This is a genomic window from uncultured Sulfitobacter sp., from assembly GCF_947497275.1.
Taxonomy (GTDB): Bacteria; Pseudomonadota; Alphaproteobacteria; order Rhodobacterales; family Rhodobacteraceae; genus Sulfitobacter.
Map to the genome: position 1 here is coordinate 36,555 of NZ_CANMFS010000009.1, position 19,031 is coordinate 55,585.

A 19,031-nucleotide genomic window follows, 5' to 3' on the forward strand; every position below is an offset into this window, starting at 1 on the left:
TCTACATATTGCAGTGGATGCGGCGCACGACAAGGTTCGCGCCGAAATTCCGTCTAGCCGTCCTCGAAGGGGTCCCATTCGTCCTCGACCTCGGGCAGGGCCTCTTCGACGGCGGATGCGGCGATATCTTCGGGCGTGCGGATCGCCGTGATCTTCGCTGTGGGGAACTGGTCCATCACGGCCAGCATCAACGGGTGGCCTTCGGCATCGGCGCGCAGGGCGTTCTGTTTGGCATCCCGGATCGAGGCGATGGTCGGTGTGCCGCCCGTGTTTACGATGGTCACTGCCCAGCGGTTGCCGGTCCAAAGCTGCAGCTTCGCGCCGAGACGCTGGGCCAGATCGCGCGGCGCGTTTTCCGTAGGCACGAATTCAATGCGGCCCGGTTGGTAGGCAGCGAGTTGCAGGCAGGTTTCCACCTCGACCAGCAGTTTCACATCGCGGTTGTGACGGACCAGTTCAAGCACGTGCTCAAAGCTCGGGTAATGTCTGAGCGCGCTGTCGTGAGCCGGTGCGCGAGCTGTCGCCGCACCGCTGGTGCCGGTACCACCCGCCGCACCGGTGACTGTCGAGGGGGGGGCGTAGCTGCCTTGGGCGCGGGGGGCGGACCCGCCAGAACCGCCACCCGCGCTCTGCGTCGCGGGCGCGGGTGGCGGTGTGTTTTGAAGGCTGCGCACCAATTCGTCCGGGGCGGGCAAATCCGCGACATGGGTCAACCTGATGATCGCCATCTCGGCGGCCATCATCGCGTTCGGTGCGCTTGCGACCTCGTCCAGTGCCTTGAGCAACATCTGCCATAAGCGTGTCAGCACGCGAATCGCAAGCGCATCGGCCATCGCGCGGCCACGGTTCCGTTCTTCGGGCGAGATGGTGGGATCTTCGGCGGCGTCGGGTGTGATTTTCACCACGCTCACCCAGTGGGTGATTTCCGCCAGATCGCGCAGCACGGCCATCGGATCGGCCCCCTCGGCATACTGGCTGCCCAGTTCGGTCAGCGCACCCGCCGCATCGCCGCGCAGGATCATGTCGAGCAGATCAAGCACCCGGGCACGGTCCGCCAGACCCAGCATGGCGCGCACCTGTGTGGCTGTCGTCTCGCCCGCGCCATGGCTGATCGCCTGATCCAGCAGAGATGTCGCATCGCGCGCCGATCCTTCGGCGGCGCGGGTGATCAGCGCCAGCGCGTCATCGGAAATCTCGGCGCCTTCCGCAGTAGCGATCCGGCGCAGCATGGCAATCATCACTTCGGGCTCGATCCGGCGCAGGTCGAACCGCTGGCAACGGGATAGAACGGTAACGGGCACCTTGCGGATTTCCGTGGTCGCAAAGATGAATTTAACGTGCTCGGGCGGCTCTTCGAGCGTTTTGAGCAGGGCGTTGAACGCGCCCGTGGACAGCATGTGCACTTCGTCGATGATGTAGACCTTGTAGCGCGCGGAGGCGGCGCGGTAGTGAACGCTGTCGATGATCTCGCGGATGTTGCCGACGCCGGTGTTCGACGCCGCATCCATCTCGATCACGTCGACGTGGCGGCCTTCCATGATCGCGGTGCAGTGTTCGCAGGTGCCGCACGGTTCGGTCGTGGGGCCGGACGTGCCGTCGGTGCCGATGCAGTTCATTCCCTTGGCGATGATCCGCGCGGTCGTCGTTTTGCCGGTGCCGCGAATGCCAGTCATGATGAACGCCTGCGCGATGCGGTCCGCTTCGAACGCATTTTTCAGCGTGCGCACCATCGCGTCTTGGCCGACGAGATCGACAAAGGTTTCGGGGCGGTATTTGCGGGCAAGCACGCGGTAGGCTGTGGTGTCGGTCATCAAGGGTCCATTCCGGATAGGGTCAGATCCGTAAACTAAGCCTTCGGTCGGGCATCGTAAACCGCTGTCACAGCATCCACAGGATCCCGCCGACGGCCACCGAGGCGCAGCTGAAGATGATTGCGAGTGTCTTCATACGGGCATTGGGCTGGGCGTTGGCATGGTGGTCTTCGAGGCGCTCCAGCGTCTTGGTCGCCGTATCGTGCGCCGCCCAGAAAATATAGATCGCAGCGGCGATGAAAATCGTCGCGACCGCCTTTGCGGCCCAGGTCGGCTCAAACTCTCCGAATACGGCCTTGAGACCGATTGCGACGGCAAGCGAGGCCATACCGGTGCGCATCCACCCTGCAAATGTACGTTCATTTGCAAGGATGGTCCGGTCTTCGGCCCAATTCGTGCGGTCCTCGGCAAGATCGTTTTCTTGTGACATTGAACTTAAGTGGGGCAAGTGTGTTAATCTGGCAAGTATAATTATACATGAGGGCGGTCATGCGGCTAAAGGGGATACGGCGCAGCAGAAATGTCGAGATGCGCAGCGGTGGCCGCCGGGGTGGCGGTATCGGCGGCAAAGGTGGCCTTGGCCTCGTCGGTGTGTTGGCTGTTCTGGCGATCGGTTATTTTACTGGCATCGACGTATCACCCCTGTTGCAGGGCGGCGGCCAGCAGGAAATCTCGCGTAGCGTTGACCCCGCAGACGACCCGGCAGCAGGTTTCAGCGCGCAGGTGCTGGCGACGACCGAAGATGTCTGGACGACCGTGTTCCGCGAACAGCTCGACCGTGATTATGTACCCCCCCGCCTAGTAATTTTCAGTGGCGTGACGCAGAGCCCTTGCGGCGGAGCGAGCGGCGCGACAGGGCCTTTTTATTGTCCGGCGGATTCGAAGGCATACCTCGACACGCGGTTTTTCGACGCGCTTGACCGGCAGATGGGCGCGGGGGGCGATTTCGCAGCAGCCTACGTGATCGCGCATGAGGTCGCCCACCATGTCCAGAACCAATTGGGTATTCTGCCCGAAGTGAATGCGGCGCGGCAACGTGCCTCGACGGTCGAGGCGAACGCGCTTACTGTCCGGTTGGAGCTGATGGCGGATTGTCTGTCCGGCGTCTGGGCTCAAAATGTCGCGGGCCTGATGGAGCGTGGCGATCTCGAAGAGGCGCTGAACGCGGCCCGGCAGATCGGCGACGACACGTTGCAACGCGAAGCGGGCAGGGTTCCGCAACCGCATACGTTCACCCACGGCACATCCGAACAAAGATCGCGCTGGTTCCGCACCGGTTTTGACAGCGGGCGTGTGGCAGAGTGTGATACTTTTGCGGCGACGCAGCTTTGAAGGGTTCATTGCCGATTGGTCGCATGACAACGCCGCATTTGCGGCGCAGCGTTGGGTGAGAGATTGATAACGACCCAAGCGGGACTCGTTACGGCTGCTTCCTTCCGGATCTGACCGGGTTGGCGAGGCGCCTGCCCGCACCAACCTCTCGAATCCCGATATAGGCAATCCGCTCGCGCCGTGCAACCTTACAGCGTAATTCTGAACCTGCAAAACCCTGTGCCGCAGCGACCGGACGCACGGCGTGGGTCGTTTGAGTAACGCCGGCATGGGGCGGTGCGCATGGGTCAATTTCGTAGTGCAGGCCGAAGATCGTGTTGAACTGAAACGGCGGGATTCCGGGTTTGCAAGCAGTTGGTCGGCGTGGTCTGGCGCGAGGCTAATGAAAATCAGCGCCGCGTGTTCAAGCCAGTTTTTCAGGTCCGCGCCGGTTACGTGAATGCCGATGGTCTGATTGGCAAAAAGCGCAAGACCTTCGATATGACGCCGCAGCACCTGACCTGCTGGGATGTTGATATAGTTGCCCGGCCCGCCGCGCCCGCCCGCGCTCATCGCTGCGACTACGGCAAGCACGATCAGGTGCGCGGCCAGCATACCCTACGATGGCTACCCCCCCTCCCGACGCGCGCAATCAAATGCGCCAGTCCGGCAAGCCCGCCACCTTGTGTTGCGCGGTCCTTGATGTAGTCATGTGGCAACAGATGCCCGTGCAGATCGGTTGTCACCAGTATCCGCAGGTGCCCGACAGTGCAATTGCGGATTATCTGGGCAGGGCGATGTAACGGGACCATATCGAACAGGTACCGCCTTGGGTTGAATTGGTAAATCTCGATACCGTGCAAAACCATATGGATCATGGTTTTTCCGTGCAATATGCCGAAGCGGCATCAGACAGAAAGGTAACGTCGATGAAGGATGCAGAGCTGGTTACTTTCGGAGGGTCATCGCTTGACCGTGCCGGTGAGTTGCGTGGAAATGCCGAGGCATTGGCACAAGCAGAGCGCGATCCCGCGTCCCGTGCCGTCGTTTTCTGGCGTGGTAAGCCGCTGATCTCGCCGGAACGTCCGGCGGGGCTGGTCCGGCTGAGTATGGACCATCCCGCGCTCGCCGAGCGGGCACAGGCCCCCATTTTGCTGGGCCGCGAAGAGGGCAGCCCGGTGTTCGCCGTCGAATTACCAACGTGGGCGCTCGATACTGTGGATGACGCGAATTTCGGAGCGTTCATGGACCCCAGCGAACAGCGGCATCCTGCCTTGCCCGACTGGATGGTGTTCGCCGAGTTGCGCCGCGTGATGACATGGCTCAACCCGCGCGATGCCGAGCTCGCGGCGTCGGGAAAGGCTGTTCTGGGGTGGCACGAAATTCACCGTTTCTGCGCGCGCTGCGGACAGGAGACGCAGGTATCGCAGGGCGGTTGGCAGCGGCAGTGTAGCGGGTGCGGCGGCGCGCATTTTCCGCGAACGGATCCTGTCGTGATCATGCTGATCACGCACGGCAACTCGGTTCTGGTCGGGCGGTCGCCCGGATGGCCCCGCGGCATGTATTCGCTGTTGGCGGGGTTCGTCGAACCGGGAGAGACCCTCGAAGCGGCGGTGCGCCGCGAGGTGTTCGAGGAATCGGGGGTGAGGGTCGGAGAGGTCGGCTATCTCGCCAGTCAGCCCTGGCCGTTCCCGGCCTCGCTGATGTTCGGGTGCCACGGCCACGCGACAAGCACCGAGATCACTGTCGATCCTGTCGAGATCGAGGACGCACGGTGGATCAGTCGCGAGGAGATGATGGACATCTCGGCGGGGCAGCACCCCGAGGTTCTGCCCGCGCGCAAGGGCGCAATCGCGCATTTCCTGATCGAGCGGTGGCTTACGGACACGCTTGACTGATGCGACGAGAACACTGTGTTCCAAAGCGAATTTTATGATAGACGCTATTGAGGGCAGGGACGAGGAGCGAGCGGTAGAGATATGAAATTCTCAACGAAAGAAGACATCGAAGCACCGATCGACGCGGTTTTCGACATGCTGTGCGATTTCGAGATGTTCGAGCGCGCAGCGATGCGGCGGGGTGCGGAGGTACAGCGGGCCGACAGTAGATCGGCACCGGCACCCGGCATTGCTTGGAACGCGGCTTTCAACATGCGCGGAAAACGGCGTCAGGTCGAGATCGAGATGATCACGTTCGAAAAACCAAACGAAATGGTCTTCGAATGTCGGTCTCAGGGGTTGATGACGCTCATGTCGCTTGAGCTTGTCGCGCTGTCGCGCAATCGGACGCGGGTGATGGTCATCCTCGACATAAAGCCGTTGAACCTGTCGGCGCGCCTGCTGGTCCAGTCGTTGAAGCTGGCAAAGACGTCACTGACAAAAAAGTACAAGCTGAGAGTGGCCGAATTTGCCCGCACTCTCGAAGAGAGGCAAAGGCGCAGCGCCTGACGCCGGGCGCGGCTAGCCTGCGGTTTGCCAGCGGCCGGGATGCGACGGGTAGACGCCCAGGATATCCAGCATGTTCGTAAAGTACCCAAGCTCTTCCAACGCGCGCTTTACGGCAGGATCGTCGGGGTGTCCCTCGATATCCGCATAAAACTGTGTCGCGGTGAACGAACCGCCGACCATGTAGCTTTCGAGTTTGGTCATGTTGACGCCGTTCGTCGCAAAGCCGCCCATTGCCTTGTAAAGCGCGGCAGGGATGTTGCGGACTTCGAACACAAAGGTGGTCATCATGTGATCGCCGCGCCGAGACAGGTCCAGATCGGGCGCCATGAGAAGGAAACGGGTCGTATTGTGATCAAGATCCTCGATGCCGTCGGCGAGCACGTTCAGGCCGTGAATGTCGGCGGCCACTGCACTTGCCAGAACGCCTTCGTGGTCCGGTCCCCCGGCGGCAAGTTCCTGCGCCGCGCCTGCGCTGTCGGCTGCGGGCTCCGACGTGATCCCGTGCGCTTCGAGAAAGCTGCGCGCTTGCGGCAACAGCACAAGATGGGCGCGAACGTGCTTGATCCGGTCCAGTGCCACACCCGGCCGCGCCATCAGTGCGATGCGCACGCGCACGAACGCTTCCTCGATGATGTGCATCCCGCTTTGCGGCAGCAAACGGTGGATGTCGGCGACGCGGCCGTATGTGGTATTCTCGACAGGCAGCATCGCCAGATCGGCGCGCCCCGCGCGCACGGCGCGCAAAACCCCGTCGAAGGTGGTGCAGGGGACAGGGATGCCATCGGGCCGCGCCTGCAGACAGGCTTCGTGGCTGTAAGCTCCCAAAGCGCCCTGAAAAGCGATGCGCGGCGGCTTGTTTAGGGTCATTCCGCCGGTCCTTTGCAAAAACTTGGCTAAATGGGCGTTTGGTCGCGGTAACTACACCTTGCCTGCGGTGAGGGAAAGCAATAGATACCGCGTCAACCAATAGAACATTTCTTAATGATGGACTGACCGATGGATACAATGACACTTACGAAAATCGCTGCCGGCCTGCTGGGCGCGTGGCTGGTGCTGTTGTTGGGCAAATGGGCCGGAGAAGAATTGTACCATGCCGGGCTACATGGCGAGCCATCCTATTCCATTGCCGTCGAGGGTGACGCGCCTGCGGAAGAAGAAGTCCAGGTCCCGTTCGAAGAACTGCTGGCCTCGGCGTCGGTCGACGATGGCGCGAAAGTTTTCCGCAAGTGCACGGCATGCCACAAGGTAGAACCGGGCGCGAATGCAACGGGTCCGTATCTCCACGGTGTCGTGGGGCGTCAGATCGCGTCGGCCGAAGGGTTTGAATACTCCGGTTCGCTGGCACCGCAGGGCGACGCATGGTCGCCGGAAAACCTGAATGGTTTCCTTGAAAGCCCGGGCGACTGGGCTCCGGGTACGACGATGGGCTTTGCCGGTCTGAACAAGGCGCAGGACCGTGCCGACGTGATCGCCTATCTCGACAGCCTCGACGACTGAGAACGGTATCACGACATATCCAAAGCAAAGGGTCGTCCAGCGGGACGGCCCTTTTTCGTCGGTGCCCCCGATTTTCGCAAGATCACAGAGTTGCAACTTGTAACTTGGCGTGCGGGGCCATTAGCCTACATTCCAGAAACCACTGACATTTCCGACCTGTTCCAAGGAGCGTCTCATGCCCCAAGCCATATCGAAAGCCCTCGCGCCGCACGCCCTCTGGTCCGGGCTGCTTGTTTTCTGCATAGCCCTGTTTTTCGCCGCCCAGGGCCGCGCCGAAAGCCACGAGACGATCATCAAAAGCCATGGCTATTCGTTCTACGGTGATCTCAAGTATCCGGCGGACTTCGACCATTTCGATTACGTCAATCCGGATGCCCCCAAAGGCGGCGAGATATCGTTTTCGGCACTGGGCACGTTTGACTCCATGAACCCCTATTCGCGCAAGGGCCGCGGCGGTGCGCTCAGCACGATGATGTACGAGAGCCTTCTGGGCGACGGTATCGGTACCGAGCCCGCCCCCGCGGACGTGTACGGTGAGTATTACGGATTGCTGGCGCACACGGTCGAATATCCCGAATCCAAAGACTGGGTAATATTCCATATGCGTCCCGAGGCGCGGTTCTCGAACGGTGATCCGGTAACGGCGTATGACATCGAATTTTCGCATAATCTGTTGCTGGACCAAGGGCTGCAATCCTACGCCGATGCGGTCCGTAAGCGCATCCCTAAGGTCGAGGTGATCGACGATCACACCATCAAGTTCTATTTTACCGAAGGCATCTCGCGGCGCAGTCTGATTGATCAGGTTGGGTTCGTGCCCGCGTGGTCGAAGAAGTGGTACGAGCAAACCGGTGCGCGGCTGGACGAGAGCCGGCTTGAGATCTCGCCCGGATCGGGAGCCTACATGGTTGAGGATGTCGATGTGAATCGCCGCATCGTTTACAAGCGCAACCCCGAGTATTGGGGCCGCGATTTGCCGTTCAATGTGGGCCGCAACAATTTTGATCGGATCCGGGTGGAATACTTCGGTGACGAAAATTCCGCGTTCGAGGCGTTCAAGTCTGGCGAGTACACGTTCCGTTCGGAAGGCAATTCGCGTCAGTGGGCCACAGCCTATGACTTTCCCAAGGTTCAGGAAGGGTATGTCGTGAAAGAGGAAATCGCTGACGGATCGCCCCCGCAACCGACCGGTTTCATCTTCAATCTGGGTCGTGAGGTCATGCAGGACAAGCGGTTGCGCGAGGCTGTCGCGCTGGCGTTCAATTTCGAATGGACCAATGAATCGCTGCAATACGGCCTGTTCAAGCCGCGCGCGTCCTTCACTCAGGATTCGCCGGTCATGGCGACGGGTGCGCCGGAGGGTGCCGAATTGGCCTTTCTGGAAAGTCTCGGTGATGTCATCGCCCCCAAGGTTCTGACGCAAGAGGTGCGGGTGCCGCATGTTTCGCAGGCTGAGCGGCTGTTTGACCGGCGCAATGCACGCCGCGCGATGGCGCTTCTGGACGAAGCGGGCTGGGCCGTGGGCGACAATGGGATGCGTCGCAACGCGGACGGCGCGCCACTGCAGCTTACCTTTCTGCTCAATTCATCGGGCTCCGCCACGCTCTCTGCTGTGGTTGAGAACTACATTTCCAACCTGACCAAGCTGGGCATCGATGCGGTGCTCGAAAAAGTCGACAGCTCGCAATATACCGCGCGGGAGCGGGACCGCGATTACGACATGATCTTTGACGCCTATGCTGCATTCCTTGGCACCGGGACCGGCCTTGCGCAGCACTACGGCTCCGAAGCGGCAAGCTATTCGCTGTTCAATCCTGCCGGTCTGGCCAGTCCGATGGTGGACGCGATCATCGAAGCGTCCCTGCAGGCTGAAACATCCGAAGAGGAAAACGCCGCGATGATGGCGCTCGACCGTGCGCTGCGCCATGAATTTATCATGATCCCGCTGTGGTACAACGATGTCTACTGGACCGCCTACTACGATCAGTACAACCACCCCGAACAGCAACCGCCCTATGCGCTGGGCTATCTCGATTTCTGGTGGTACGACGCTGCCAAAGCAGAGAAATTGCGCGCGGCAGGCGTGCTGAGGTAAACCATGGGCAGCTACATTCTCAGGCGGCTGTTGCTGATCATCCCGACGCTGTTCGGGATCATGCTGGTCAATTTCGCGTTGGTGCAATTCGTGCCGGGCGGACCGGTCGAGCAGGCAATCGCGCGCATCCAGGGCGGTGGGGACGTGTTCGGCGGCTTTGCGGGCTCTGGCACCGACGCGGGCAACGCCGATCTGACAGCCACCGAGAACTACGCCGGATCGCGCGGGTTGCCGCCGGAATTCATCGCCGAGCTCGAGCGTGAATTCGGGTTCGACAAGCCCCCGGTCGAGCGGTTCTTCAACATGATGTTCAACTACATGCGCTTCGATTTCGGCGAGAGTTACTTTCGCTCGATTTCAGTCATCGACCTGATCAAGGAAAAGCTGCCGGTGTCGATCACGCTGGGGCTGTGGTCGACACTGATCGCCTACATGGTGTCGATCCCGCTGGGCATCCGCAAGGCGGTCAGGGACGGCTCGCGCTTCGATACCTGGACATCGGGTGCGATTATCGCAGCCTACGCGATCCCCGGGTTCCTTTTTGCCATTCTGCTGCTGGTGCTCTTCGTGCCGGCGAATTGTTTCCGGATCCCGATCCTCTCGGAAGTTTGGCCCGGTGGCGCAGCCTTCAATCCAACCTGCTATGAGCTGTTTCCCTTGCGCGGCCTGACCTCGGATAACTTCGAAGAACTGAGCGCCTGGGGCAAAGCGAAAGACTATGTCTGGCACATCACGCTGCCGGTTCTCGCGTCCACGATTTCCGCCTTTGCGACCCTGACGTTGCTGACTAAGAACAGTTTTCTCGACGAGATCAAGAAGCACTACGTCATGACCGCCCGCGCCAAGGGATTGTCGGAGCGCGGTGTTCTCTACGGTCACGTGTTCCGCAATGCCATGTTGATCGTGATTGCAGGTTTTCCGGCGGTGTTCATCGGCGTCTTCTTTGGCTCGTCGCTGATCATCGAGACAATCTTCAGCCTCGACGGTCTGGGGCGGCTTGGCTTTGAGGCGGCGGTGGCGCGAGATTACCCAATCGTCTTCGGCACGCTGTTCATCTTTGGCCTGATCGGGCTGCTGGTCGGGATCATTTCCGATCTGATGTATGTCCTGGTCGATCCGCGCATTGATTTCGAAAAGAGGGAAGGCTGATGCAGGAGCCAAACCCGACACCCGCTTCGGACGCGCCTGCGCCGGTGGCGCCCATCCCCCACAAGGGGTCATCGCTCAACCAACGCCGCTGGCGCAATTTTAAACGGAACCGCCGTGCGTTCTGGTCGCTGTGGATCTTTGCAGTGGTCTTTACGCTGTCGCTGTTCGCGGAGTTCCTTGCCAATGATAAGCCGATCCTGGTGCAGTACCGGGGCGATTACTTCATGCCGATCTTCAAGTTCTACCCCGAGACCGCCTTTGGCGGTGATTTCCAGACCGAAGCGGCCTACCGCGATCCCGAGGTGCGCTGCCTGATCGACACCGGCGGATCCGAGCTGTGTTTCGACGACCCCGAGACCTACCTTGCGGATGCGCAGGATGGCATCATCGAGGGTGAGCCGATCGAGAAAGGCTGGGCGCTTTGGCCGCCGATCCCCTACAGTTTTGACACGGCGGTTGATCGTCCGGGCGCGGCGCCTTTGCCACCCAACAGCCAGAACCTGTTAGGTACCGACGGGACGAAACGCGATGTGTTGGCACGGGTCATTCACGGGTTTCGGCTGTCCATCCTGTTCACTCTGCTGGTGACGGGTCTGTCGACGATCATCGGCATCGCCGCGGGCGCGGTGCAGGGATTCTTCGGCGGCTGGCTTGATCTGATCTTTCAGCGCGTGATCGAGATATGGACCTCCACGCCGTCCCTCTATGTCATCATCATCATGTTCGCCATTCTCGGGCGCAGTTTCTGGCTGCTGGTGTTCCTGCTCGTGCTGTTCAGTTGGACCGCGCTCGTCGGCGTGGTGCGCGCCGAATTCCTGCGGGCGCGCAACCTTGAATATGTGCGCGCTGCCCGTGCGCTGGGTGTGGGTAATACCACGATCATGTTCCGCCACATGCTACCCAACGCAATGGTGGCGACGCTGACGATGCTGCCGTTCCTCATCACCGGCACGATTTCCTCGCTTGCGGTGCTGGATTATCTCGGCTTCGGCCTGCCGTCGTCCGCGCCATCGCTGGGCGAGCTGACCTTGCAGGCCAAACAAAACCTGCAGGCGCCGTGGCTTGCCTTTACCGCTTTTTTCACCTTCGCGCTGATGCTGTCGCTGCTGGTGTTCATCTTCGAAGGGATCCGCGATGCGTTTGATCCCAGAAAGACGTTTTCCTGATGACCGACACACCGCTTCTGGACGTGCGGGATCTGCGCGTTTCCTTTCGTCAGGATGGCAAGCTGGTGACTGCCGTCGATGGCATCAGCTTTGCGCTTGAGCGGGGCGAGACCGTCGCGCTGGTGGGCGAAAGCGGGTCGGGCAAGTCGGTCTCGGCGCTGTCCACGGTGTCGCTGCTGGGCGACAACGCGGTTGTCGAAGGGTCCGTCACCTACGATGGGCAACAGATGATCGGCGCGTCCGACGCGTTGTTGCGCAAAGTGCGCGGCAACGATATCAGCTTTATCTTTCAGGAGCCTATGACCTCGCTCAACCCGCTGCACACCATCGACAAACAACTGGGCGAGTCGCTGGCCCTGCATCAGGGGCTGACCGGGAACGCGGCACATACGCGGATTCTGGAACTGCTGGAGCGTGTTGGCATCAACGATGCGCAAAGCCGTCTCGGCTCATATCCACACCAGCTTTCCGGCGGACAACGCCAGCGCGTGATGATCGCGATGGCGCTTGCCAACAAGCCCGATGTCCTGATCGCGGACGAGCCGACGACGGCCCTCGACGTGACGATCCAGTCGCAGATCCTCGACCTGCTCAAGGAGCTGAAGGACAGCGAGGGGATGGGACTTTTGTTTATTACGCATGATCTGGCCGTCGTGCGCCGGATTGCCGACCGGGTCTGCGTAATGCAGCACGGCAGGATCGTGGAGCAGGGGCTGACACAAGAGATTTTCGACAATCCACAGCACCCCTACACCCGTAAATTGCTGGGCGCGGCCCCTTCGGGACGCCCCGCGCCGGTGCCGGACGGTGCCGATGTGATCGCGGAAACCGAGCATCTGAAAGTCTGGTTTCCGATCCACAAGGGTCTTTTGCGCCGGACGGTTGGTCACGTCAAAGCGGTGAACGACGCAACGATCAGCGTGCGCGCCGGTGAAACGATCGGCATTGTCGGGGAAAGCGGATCGGGCAAGACGACGCTGGCGCTGGCGATCATGCGGCTGATCTCCTCCGAAGGGCGGATCGTGTTCATGGGCGATGATGTGCGCAAATGGTCGACGAAGCAGCTGCGCCGCCTGCGCAAGGACATGCAAATCGTATTTCAGGACCCGTTCGGCAGCCTGAGCCCGCGTATGACCTGCATGCAGATCATCGCTGAGGGGCTTGCTATTCACAAGGTCGACCCTGAGCGCGACAAGCGTCAGTTGGTGCATGACGTGATGATGGAGGTTGGGCTGGACCCCCGTTCGATGGACCGTTACCCGCACGAGTTTTCCGGCGGGCAAAGACAGCGCATTGCCATCGCGCGTGCAATGGTGCTTCGACCGCGATTGCTGGTGCTGGATGAACCTACATCGGCGCTCGACATGACTGTGCAGGTACAAATCGTCGATCTGCTGCGCAGCTTGCAGGTCAAATACGGGTTGGCCTATCTGTTCATCAGTCACGACCTGAACGTCGTGCGCGCCATGTCGCACCGCGTCATGGTGATGAAACGAGGGGATGTTGTCGAATACGGGGATGTAGATGCGCTCTACGACAATCCGCAGTCGGAGTATACCCGCACCCTGATGCGTGCCGTCGTTCATTAGCGGTGCGCGGGCGCAGCCGGGGCCGCGGGGGTCTACGGTCGCAAATCGGTGTATTCTAGATCAGGTCGATCTGTACAGCGGCTGTGGGACCCGCTGACATCAACCGGGACCGATCATGAAGCAACTGACCTGCCGCGCCTTGAGGCGGCGACATGCCAGATCCGCAGTCTCCCGCGTCATGCCGAGAAAGTTCGCATCAAATCCCTGGGGTTTGCGCACGACCTTGCGCAGTGACCCGTCCAGCGTGGCCATTTCTGCCAACGCGGTTTTCAACAGCATCTTTTCCGCCAGATAGCGGTTGCCGAAACGTCCGACATTGACGCCCCATTGCCGACCGCCGGACGTGGACACGCGGGTCACGATTTCCTGCACGACGGGATCGGTCCTGGCTTCGGGCTGGGCACCGATGAGGACCAACCCCTTTGGCCGCAGCGCGGGCCGGGATGAGGTCGGCGCGGTTGTCACGGACGCCAGAACCACGTCTTCCGGCGCTGCGGGCGTCTCGGGACGCGCAGCCGGCTCTTCGACAGCCTGTGCGACAGCGGCCTCGATCGCAGTGCTGAGCAGGCTGCTTACTGCGTCGGGTGCCTCTGCCGTGGCAACGGCGACCTCGACAGTGGGGCGCAGCACGGGGCGCTTGGAATCCTTGACCGCACCAACAAGGCGGATCGTCTTGCCTTTCGCTCCGGTATCGGGTGCCTGGGCGATGTATTCAGGCGCGTCGGGCTTGCGCACCGGAGCGTTGGAGGGCGCACGACGGAAACCGAGATCCATCAGCTCCGCCACCTTGGCATTGCGCGAGCTTGTCGATTTGCCACCGAAAACCGTTACGATGACACGCTCGTTGCCGCGTTCGGCGGAGGCGGTGAGATTGAAACCGGCAGCGCGGGTGTAGCCGGTCTTGATCCCGTCAGCGCCCTTGTATGCACCGAGGAACCGACGGTTCGTGTGCGACACCTTGCTCATCCCTGCATCGGCAGTGATGCGCGAAAAAAGATTGTAGTACTGCGGGTAGTCATACAGCAAATGCCGGCCCATGATTGTCATGTCATGCGCGGTTGACAGGTGCCCCGCTTCGGTCAGCCCGTGGGCGTTTTTGAACGTGGTGCGGGTCATCCCAAGCTGTTGCGCGGTACGGTTCATGCGCCGTGCAAATTTCGCCTCCGAGCCCGCAATCGCTTCGCCGATGGCGGTTGCTGCGTCGTTGGCCGATTTGACGGCAGCGGCGCGGATCAGATAGCGCAGGGCGATTTTCTGGCCGGATCGCAGGCCGAGTTTGCTGGGCGGTTCCGACGAAGCGTTCTTCGAGATTGTCACTTTCGAGTCGAGTGAGATCTCACCGCGCTCGATCGCTTGAAACGCGATGTAGAGGGTCATCATCTTGGTAAGAGACGCAGGGTGCAGTCGCGTATCGGCGTTGCTGGAATGCAGGACCTCGCCCGAGCGCGCGTCGATCACATAAGCCGCGTATGGCGCCGCGATGGCGCTCATCGGGAGCGCGATCAAAAGCCAAATAGCCGCAAGAATAAATAGCCCGTAACGAGCCGGCTGAACGCGCCGCACCTTCATGATAATCTGCCTTTTACTGCCTCGAACCCCCGATTTTTCGGGTGGTGTATTGTTAGGTAAAAATTAGCATGAAAACCGGCCGCAATAAACCCTTATAATTAGGGCAATTTTGCCGTATTTCGCCGATAGGGTGCCCATATGTGGACGCAGTTGACCGCTCAAACACAAAACCCGCTATTGTGGCAGGAATGTGGCAGCTTCTGGGCGGTGCGTGCCCCAATTCAACCAGGCGACTCGGCCTGTGCAAAGTCCTACATGGCAGCCGTCGATCCAAGCACGCTACGCGCCTGTATCTTCCAGGTCGCCGGTGATCCGGTCGATCAACGTCGGTAGCTGTCCGATGTTGTCAATTTCACGGTATCTGGCGGAGGCCGGAGGTTGCGCGTGCTCGATCTCCCAGATCGGGCCATGCGGCGCGAACACACCCCAACCGCCCGCGTCGATCATCGGGATAACATCGGACGCCATTGAGTTCCCCACCATCAGCCCCTGGTCCGCTCCTGTCCCGTGCTGCCCGAAGATGCGGGTATAGGTCTGAGGTGTTTTTGCGGCTACAATTTCGACACCGTGGAAAAGATCGCGCAAACCGGACTGTGCCAGCTTGCGCTCTTGGTCCAGCAGGTCGCCCTTGGTGATCACGATAACCTTGTACGAGTGCCGCAGGGCTTCAACCGTGTCGGCAGCCTGCGGCAGCAGATCGACTGCATGGCTCAACATATCCCGGCCCGCATCCAGTATCTGCGAGATGACGGAAGCCGGCGCGCGCCCGTCCGTTACCTCGATTGCGGTTTCGATCATGGACAATGTAAAACCTTTGATGCCGAAGCCGTAGTGCGGAAGATTGCGGCGCTCCGCGGCGAGCAGCCGCGCCATGAGGGTGTCGCGGTCCGTGTGATCCGCCAGAAGCTGCGCGAAATGGGCTTGCGTCAAGGCAAAGTACCTTTCGTTGTGCCAAAGAGTATCGTCGGCATCGAAGCCGATTGTCGTCAGTGTGTTGGACATATCGGTGCGGTGGCTCTTTTCTAACGGGGATCTGACGTTATATAGACGTTTCAACAAACACCCTGAAGCGCAAGCAACCGCAGGAGCAGCAATGCACCTTGATCCGATCACCATGGCAGGCCCGCAGGACGATGACGACATCGAACTGTTGACGAAGGTCAAACCAAAGACGAAGCGGCCACCGCTTTACAAGGTGCTGTTGCTCAACGACGATTTCACTCCGATGGAGTTCGTTGTGCATGTTCTTGAACGGTTTTTCGGGCTCAACCATGCGCAGGCGTTCGAGATCATGTTGGTCGTGCACAAGAAGGGTTTGGCCGTGGTGGGCGTGTTCAGCCACGAGATTGCGGAAACGAAGGTCGCGCAGGTTATGGATTTTGCGCGCCGTAACCAGCATCCTCTGCAATGCACGATGGAAAAGGAAGAATAGGCGGTGCTTGATTCGCGCCTGGCGCTTGCACTGGATGGCGGCGGCCTCGACTGGCCCGAAGAAGGCACAATCGCGGTGTTCGCGCCCTCATCCGACCTGGCATTGGACGATCTACCCAAGGACCGCGTGCAGGTTATTCACGGTTTCCGGCCCGTCCACGATGCCTTCGCTGAACGCGGCTTTGAGGTCGCGGTTGTCAGCGAGGGGCGATACTCCGCCGCCCTTGTCTGCCTGCCGCGGGCCAAGAACGAAGCGCGGGCGTTGATCGCCGAAGCCTGTTCAGTAAGCGATGGCGTGGTCGTGATCGACGGGCAGAAGAATCAAGGCGTAGACAGCATCCTCAAGGAAATGAAAGGCCGTGTAACGATACACGGTCCGGTCACCAAAGCGCATGGCAAGCTCTTCTGGATCGACGCATCGGCGGCCGAGTGCTTTGCGGATTGGGAAGCAGGCCCGGCATTGACCGAAGGCGGGTTCTGGACGGCCCCCGGTGTCTTTTCCGCCGATGGCATCGATCTGGCGTCGGCTCTTCTGGTGGAGGCGCTGCCGGAAAAGCTCGGCGCGCAGGTGGCCGATCTGGGGGCCGGTTGGGGGTATCTTTCCGCCCACGTTCTCGAACGCAAGGGTGTCGAGGCGGTCCACCTGATCGAAGCGGGACATCTGGCCCTTGAATGCGCCCGTCACAACGTGACGGACCCGCGCGCTCACTTCCACTGGGCCGATGCGACCACATGGTCACCCGAGCACCGCATGGACACCATCGTGATGAACCCGCCCTTTCACGTCGGACGCGCGTCCGAACCGCAGATCGGGCAAGCCTTTGTGGCGGCCGCCGCGCGGCTTTTGGCTCAGAACGGTGATTTGTGGATGGTCGCGAATCGTCACCTGCCCTATGAAGCTGAGCTGAAGACCCGCTTTGCGCAGGTCGAAGAGATCGGTGGTGATGCCCGGTTCAAGCTGTTTCACGCGACCCGCCCCTTGCGCACGCGCCGCTGAGCCCCTCGACCAAAGGATTTATCCATGTCTTTTTCCATCTCCGGCAAGACCGCGATCGTCACCGGGGCAGCCAACGGCATCGGTCTGTCCATCGCGCGGCTGTTCGCGGACAAAGGTGCGAACGTGATGTGCGCCGACATCGATGAGAAAAAGCTCGTCGATGAGTTGGGCGAGGCCCGCGACGAGGGCAATGTGCGGTTTTTCGCGGGTGATCTGAGGCAGCGATTGACGATTGCCAACCTGGTGTCCGCTACCATTGACGCCTTTGAGCAGGTGGATATCCTTGTGAATGCTTCGCGGCAGGTCATGCCGACGGAGGCCCTGAACGTCGAGGATACGTCGGTTGAGACATTGTTGGACCAGAACCTGATGACGTCGTTGCGGCTGTCGCAACAGGTCGCGCGGCGGATGATCAAGCAAGGCGAAAAGCAGCCCGAAGGGCAGGTCGGCTCTATCATCAACCTCAGCTCGATCGCAGCGCATCACACCCAACCCAACCTGATGGCCTATTCCATCGCTTCGGCGGCCCTTGACCAGATGACCCGGTCCCTTGCCGTCACGCTCGCGCCGCACCGGATCAGGGTGAATGCCGTCGCCTTCGGGTCGGTCATGTCCGCGTCTCTTAAGGCGTCCGTAGCGGACAACCGCGAATGGCGCGAAGATATCCGCAGTCACACACCGCTTGGCCGCATAGCATCGCCGTCCGAATTGGCCGAAGCGGTGCAGTTTCTCGCGGCAGACAGTTCCAGCTTTATGACCGGCGAGATCATGGTGGTGGATGGCGGACGCTCGTTGCTGGATGCCGTTAGCGCACCGGCCCACTAGAACGATAGAAACAGACAATAGAAGGCCTGCCCATGACTGCGACGTTCCAGGATGAAAAAGACCGCGCCGCCCATTGGTTCAAGACGCTGCGCGATCAGATCGTCGAAGCATTCGAAGGGCTTGAGGATGCGCACGCAGACGGTCCTTTGACCGACGCGGCGCCGGGCCGGTTCGAGGTCAGCGAGACGGCCCGCACCTCTGATGACGGCTCGGACGCCGGTGGCGGATTGATGAGCGTCATGCGGGAGGGGCGCGTTTTCGAGAAGGTCGGCGTGAACATCTCCACCGTCTACGGCACTCTCGGTGAGCGCGCGCAAAAAGCGATGGCCGCGCGCGGCGTGCCCGGCATGGAAAGCGATCCGCGGTTCTGGGCTTCGGGCATTTCACTGGTCGCCCATATGCAAAACCCCCATGCGCCCGCCGTTCACATGAACACGCGGATGTTCTGGACCCCCGGCGCGTGGTGGTTCGGGGGTGGCAGTGACCTCAACCCCTGCATCGAATACGACGAAGACACGGCACATTTCCACGGCACCCAGCAAGAGTATCTCGATCCGCACGGACGGAACATCTATCCAAGCCTCAAGGCATGGGCAGACGAATACTTCTACATTCCGCACCGCAATCGCGCGCGGGGAGTGGGCGGCATCTTCATGGATGACCGCAATACCGGCGACTGGGAGGCCGATTTCGCACTGACGCAGGACATCGGGCGCGCCTTCCTGCCTGCCTACCTGCCGTTGGTGGAAAAGCGGATCCGTCAGGAGTGGGACGCCGCCGACAAGGACACGCAGTTGATCCATCGCGGCCTCTATGCGGAATACAACCTGGTCTACGACCGCGGCACGAAATTCGGCCTCGAAACCGGGCATGACGCCAATGCGGTATTGATGAGCCTGCCGCCGCTGGCAAAATGGGTCTAGCAGCGCACAGGCGCGGAAATAGACGGCGGAATGGTGGTTTTTCTGCCTTGACGCGCGGCGGGGTCTATCATACCTCCGCGCCTACGGCGTTATAGCTCAGTTGGTTAGAGCGAACGACTCATAATCGTTAGGTCCCTGGTTCAAATCCAGGTAACGCCACCACTCTTCATTTTCTTCAACAGACCCTTTGAACCACCATGATGCGTGCCGTGCTTTTCAGG

At 60.7% G+C, this 19,031-nt stretch carries 18 protein-coding genes, 1 tRNA gene, 1 other RNA gene and 1 pseudogene; 14 read left to right on the plus strand and 7 right to left on the minus strand.

Features of this window, described 5'->3' with window-relative positions; all coding sequences use genetic code 11:
- Window positions 1–53: 53 nt before the first annotated feature.
- Together Q1A06_RS16535 and Q1A06_RS16540 are read right to left on the minus strand one after the other, a co-directional pair.
- A complete protein-coding gene (locus Q1A06_RS16535; protein ID WP_299566209.1) occupies window positions 54–1,811 on the minus strand; it encodes a DNA polymerase III subunit gamma/tau in 1,758 nt (585 codons plus the stop codon).
- A 67-nt stretch (window positions 1,812–1,878) separates the two neighbouring features.
- Entirely contained in the window at window positions 1,879–2,241 is a 363-nt protein-coding gene (locus Q1A06_RS16540) for a DUF202 domain-containing protein (RefSeq protein WP_299566214.1), read from the minus strand.
- A 59-nt stretch (window positions 2,242–2,300) separates the two neighbouring features.
- Between Q1A06_RS16540 and Q1A06_RS16545 the strand changes: the two genes are divergently transcribed.
- Window positions 2,301–3,143, plus strand: coding sequence for a neutral zinc metallopeptidase (locus Q1A06_RS16545; RefSeq protein WP_299566510.1), 843 nt, complete (start codon window positions 2,301–2,303; stop codon window positions 3,141–3,143).
- A 53-nt stretch (window positions 3,144–3,196) separates the two neighbouring features.
- On the opposite strand, the gene ffs is transcribed toward Q1A06_RS16545, so the two are convergent.
- Window positions 3,197–3,294: signal recognition particle sRNA small type (ffs, locus tag Q1A06_RS16550), an RNA gene on the minus strand.
- A 242-nt stretch (window positions 3,295–3,536) separates the two neighbouring features.
- Window positions 3,537–3,737, minus strand: a pseudogene (locus Q1A06_RS21095) (5'-nucleotidase C-terminal domain-containing protein); the annotation flags it as partial.
- An 8-nt stretch (window positions 3,738–3,745) separates the two neighbouring features.
- On the opposite strand from Q1A06_RS21095, the gene Q1A06_RS16555 reads away from it, so the two are divergent.
- From Q1A06_RS16555 to Q1A06_RS16565, 3 genes are all read left to right on the plus strand, one after another.
- Complete coding sequence (locus tag Q1A06_RS16555) at window positions 3,746–3,925, plus strand: hypothetical protein (RefSeq protein ID WP_299566217.1); 180 nt, start codon at window positions 3,746–3,748, stop codon at window positions 3,923–3,925.
- Window positions 3,926–4,051: 126 nt separating this feature from the next.
- A complete protein-coding gene (nudC, locus tag Q1A06_RS16560; protein ID WP_299566220.1) occupies window positions 4,052–5,020 on the plus strand; it encodes an NAD(+) diphosphatase in 969 nt (322 codons plus the stop codon).
- An 81-nt stretch (window positions 5,021–5,101) separates the two neighbouring features.
- Window positions 5,102–5,569: an SRPBCC family protein gene (locus tag Q1A06_RS16565; RefSeq protein WP_299566223.1), complete on the plus strand. Its 468-nt coding sequence runs from the start codon at window positions 5,102–5,104 to the stop codon at window positions 5,567–5,569.
- A gap of 12 nt (window positions 5,570–5,581) precedes the next feature.
- Here the strand turns inward: Q1A06_RS16565 and Q1A06_RS16570 are convergent, their stop codons facing one another.
- Window positions 5,582–6,436 (minus strand): prephenate dehydratase, encoded by an 855-nt coding sequence (locus Q1A06_RS16570; RefSeq protein WP_299566226.1) that lies wholly within the window; start codon window positions 6,434–6,436, stop codon window positions 5,582–5,584.
- 129 nt (window positions 6,437–6,565) lie between these two features.
- Here Q1A06_RS16570 and Q1A06_RS16575 point away from each other — a divergent pair, with 129 nt between their 5' ends.
- The 5 genes from Q1A06_RS16575 (at window position 6,566) to Q1A06_RS16595 (ending at window position 13,065) form a co-directional block, all read left to right on the plus strand.
- The gene (locus Q1A06_RS16575) at window positions 6,566–7,066 is read left to right on the plus strand and encodes a cytochrome c family protein (RefSeq protein WP_299566229.1); all 501 of its coding nucleotides are present in this window, start codon (window positions 6,566–6,568) and stop codon (window positions 7,064–7,066) included.
- 175 nt (window positions 7,067–7,241) lie between these two features.
- Window positions 7,242–9,161, plus strand: a complete 1,920-nt coding sequence (locus Q1A06_RS16580) for an extracellular solute-binding protein (RefSeq protein WP_299566231.1) — start codon at window positions 7,242–7,244, stop codon at window positions 9,159–9,161.
- A 3-nt stretch (window positions 9,162–9,164) separates the two neighbouring features.
- Window positions 9,165–10,310, plus strand: a complete 1,146-nt coding sequence (locus Q1A06_RS16585; protein WP_299566234.1) for a microcin C ABC transporter permease YejB — start codon at window positions 9,165–9,167, stop codon at window positions 10,308–10,310.
- Window positions 10,310–11,476: an ABC transporter permease gene (locus Q1A06_RS16590; protein ID WP_299566237.1), complete on the plus strand. Its 1,167-nt coding sequence runs from the start codon at window positions 10,310–10,312 to the stop codon at window positions 11,474–11,476. The genes Q1A06_RS16585 and Q1A06_RS16590 overlap by 1 nt, the downstream gene beginning before the upstream one ends.
- Window positions 11,476–13,065, plus strand: a complete 1,590-nt coding sequence (locus Q1A06_RS16595) for an ABC transporter ATP-binding protein (RefSeq protein ID WP_299566240.1) — start codon at window positions 11,476–11,478, stop codon at window positions 13,063–13,065. The genes Q1A06_RS16590 and Q1A06_RS16595 overlap by 1 nt, the downstream gene beginning before the upstream one ends.
- 99 nt (window positions 13,066–13,164) lie before the next feature.
- Here the strand turns inward: Q1A06_RS16595 and Q1A06_RS16600 are convergent, their stop codons facing one another.
- Both Q1A06_RS16600 and Q1A06_RS16605 read right to left on the minus strand, forming a co-directional pair.
- The gene (locus Q1A06_RS16600; RefSeq protein WP_299566243.1) at window positions 13,165–14,634 is read right to left on the minus strand and encodes a D-alanyl-D-alanine carboxypeptidase family protein; all 1,470 of its coding nucleotides are present in this window, start codon (window positions 14,632–14,634) and stop codon (window positions 13,165–13,167) included.
- Window positions 14,635–14,913: 279 nt separating this feature from the next.
- Window positions 14,914–15,636, minus strand: a complete 723-nt coding sequence (locus Q1A06_RS16605) for an HAD family hydrolase (protein WP_299566246.1) — start codon at window positions 15,634–15,636, stop codon at window positions 14,914–14,916.
- A gap of 91 nt (window positions 15,637–15,727) precedes the next feature.
- Between Q1A06_RS16605 and clpS the strand changes: the two genes are divergently transcribed.
- The 5 genes from clpS (at window position 15,728) to Q1A06_RS16630 (ending at window position 18,972) form a co-directional block, all read left to right on the plus strand.
- Window positions 15,728–16,066 (plus strand): ATP-dependent Clp protease adapter ClpS, encoded by a 339-nt coding sequence (clpS, locus tag Q1A06_RS16610; protein ID WP_299566249.1) that lies wholly within the window; start codon window positions 15,728–15,730, stop codon window positions 16,064–16,066.
- 3 nt (window positions 16,067–16,069) lie between these two features.
- Complete coding sequence (locus tag Q1A06_RS16615; RefSeq protein ID WP_299566252.1) at window positions 16,070–17,062, plus strand: class I SAM-dependent methyltransferase; 993 nt, start codon at window positions 16,070–16,072, stop codon at window positions 17,060–17,062.
- Window positions 17,063–17,086: 24 nt separating this feature from the next.
- Complete coding sequence (locus Q1A06_RS16620) at window positions 17,087–17,887, plus strand: SDR family oxidoreductase (RefSeq protein WP_299566255.1); 801 nt, start codon at window positions 17,087–17,089, stop codon at window positions 17,885–17,887.
- 32 nt (window positions 17,888–17,919) lie between these two features.
- Window positions 17,920–18,810 carry an oxygen-dependent coproporphyrinogen oxidase gene (hemF, locus tag Q1A06_RS16625; protein ID WP_299566258.1) on the plus strand — a complete coding sequence of 297 codons (891 nt, stop codon included), beginning with the start codon at window positions 17,920–17,922 and terminating at the stop codon, window positions 18,808–18,810.
- An 85-nt stretch (window positions 18,811–18,895) separates the two neighbouring features.
- Window positions 18,896–18,972 (plus strand) — tRNA-Met (locus Q1A06_RS16630).
- The last annotated feature ends 59 nt before the right edge of the window (window positions 18,973–19,031 follow it).

Bases quoted from the DNA above. Each gene is read 5' to 3' on its own strand.
- clpS (WP_299566249.1), top strand. From the start codon at position 15,728: ATGCACCTTGATCCGATCACCATGGCAGGCCCGCAGGACGATGACGAC.
- Q1A06_RS16535 (WP_299566209.1), bottom strand. From the start codon at position 1,811: ATGACCGACACCACAGCCTACCGCGTGCTTGCCCGCAAATACCGCCCC.
- Q1A06_RS16540 (WP_299566214.1), bottom strand. From the start codon at position 2,241: ATGTCACAAGAAAACGATCTTGCCGAGGACCGCACGAATTGGGCCGAA.
- nudC (WP_299566220.1), top strand. From the start codon at position 4,052: ATGAAGGATGCAGAGCTGGTTACTTTCGGAGGGTCATCGCTTGACCGT.
- Q1A06_RS16570 (WP_299566226.1), bottom strand. From the start codon at position 6,436: ATGACCCTAAACAAGCCGCCGCGCATCGCTTTTCAGGGCGCTTTGGGA.
- Q1A06_RS16580 (WP_299566231.1), top strand. From the start codon at position 7,242: ATGCCCCAAGCCATATCGAAAGCCCTCGCGCCGCACGCCCTCTGGTCC.
- Q1A06_RS16605 (WP_299566246.1), bottom strand. From the start codon at position 15,636: ATGTCCAACACACTGACGACAATCGGCTTCGATGCCGACGATACTCTT.
- Q1A06_RS16585 (WP_299566234.1), top strand. From the start codon at position 9,165: ATGGGCAGCTACATTCTCAGGCGGCTGTTGCTGATCATCCCGACGCTG.
- Q1A06_RS16620 (WP_299566255.1), top strand. From the start codon at position 17,087: ATGTCTTTTTCCATCTCCGGCAAGACCGCGATCGTCACCGGGGCAGCC.
- Q1A06_RS16545 (WP_299566510.1), top strand. From the start codon at position 2,301: ATGCGGCTAAAGGGGATACGGCGCAGCAGAAATGTCGAGATGCGCAGC.
- Q1A06_RS16565 (WP_299566223.1), top strand. From the start codon at position 5,102: ATGAAATTCTCAACGAAAGAAGACATCGAAGCACCGATCGACGCGGTT.
- hemF (WP_299566258.1), top strand. From the start codon at position 17,920: ATGACTGCGACGTTCCAGGATGAAAAAGACCGCGCCGCCCATTGGTTC.
- Q1A06_RS16555 (WP_299566217.1), top strand. From the start codon at position 3,746: ATGGCTACCCCCCCTCCCGACGCGCGCAATCAAATGCGCCAGTCCGGC.
- Q1A06_RS16595 (WP_299566240.1), top strand. From the start codon at position 11,476: ATGACCGACACACCGCTTCTGGACGTGCGGGATCTGCGCGTTTCCTTT.
- Q1A06_RS16590 (WP_299566237.1), top strand. From the start codon at position 10,310: ATGCAGGAGCCAAACCCGACACCCGCTTCGGACGCGCCTGCGCCGGTG.
- Q1A06_RS16575 (WP_299566229.1), top strand. From the start codon at position 6,566: ATGGATACAATGACACTTACGAAAATCGCTGCCGGCCTGCTGGGCGCG.
- Q1A06_RS16600 (WP_299566243.1), bottom strand. From the start codon at position 14,634: ATGAAGGTGCGGCGCGTTCAGCCGGCTCGTTACGGGCTATTTATTCTT.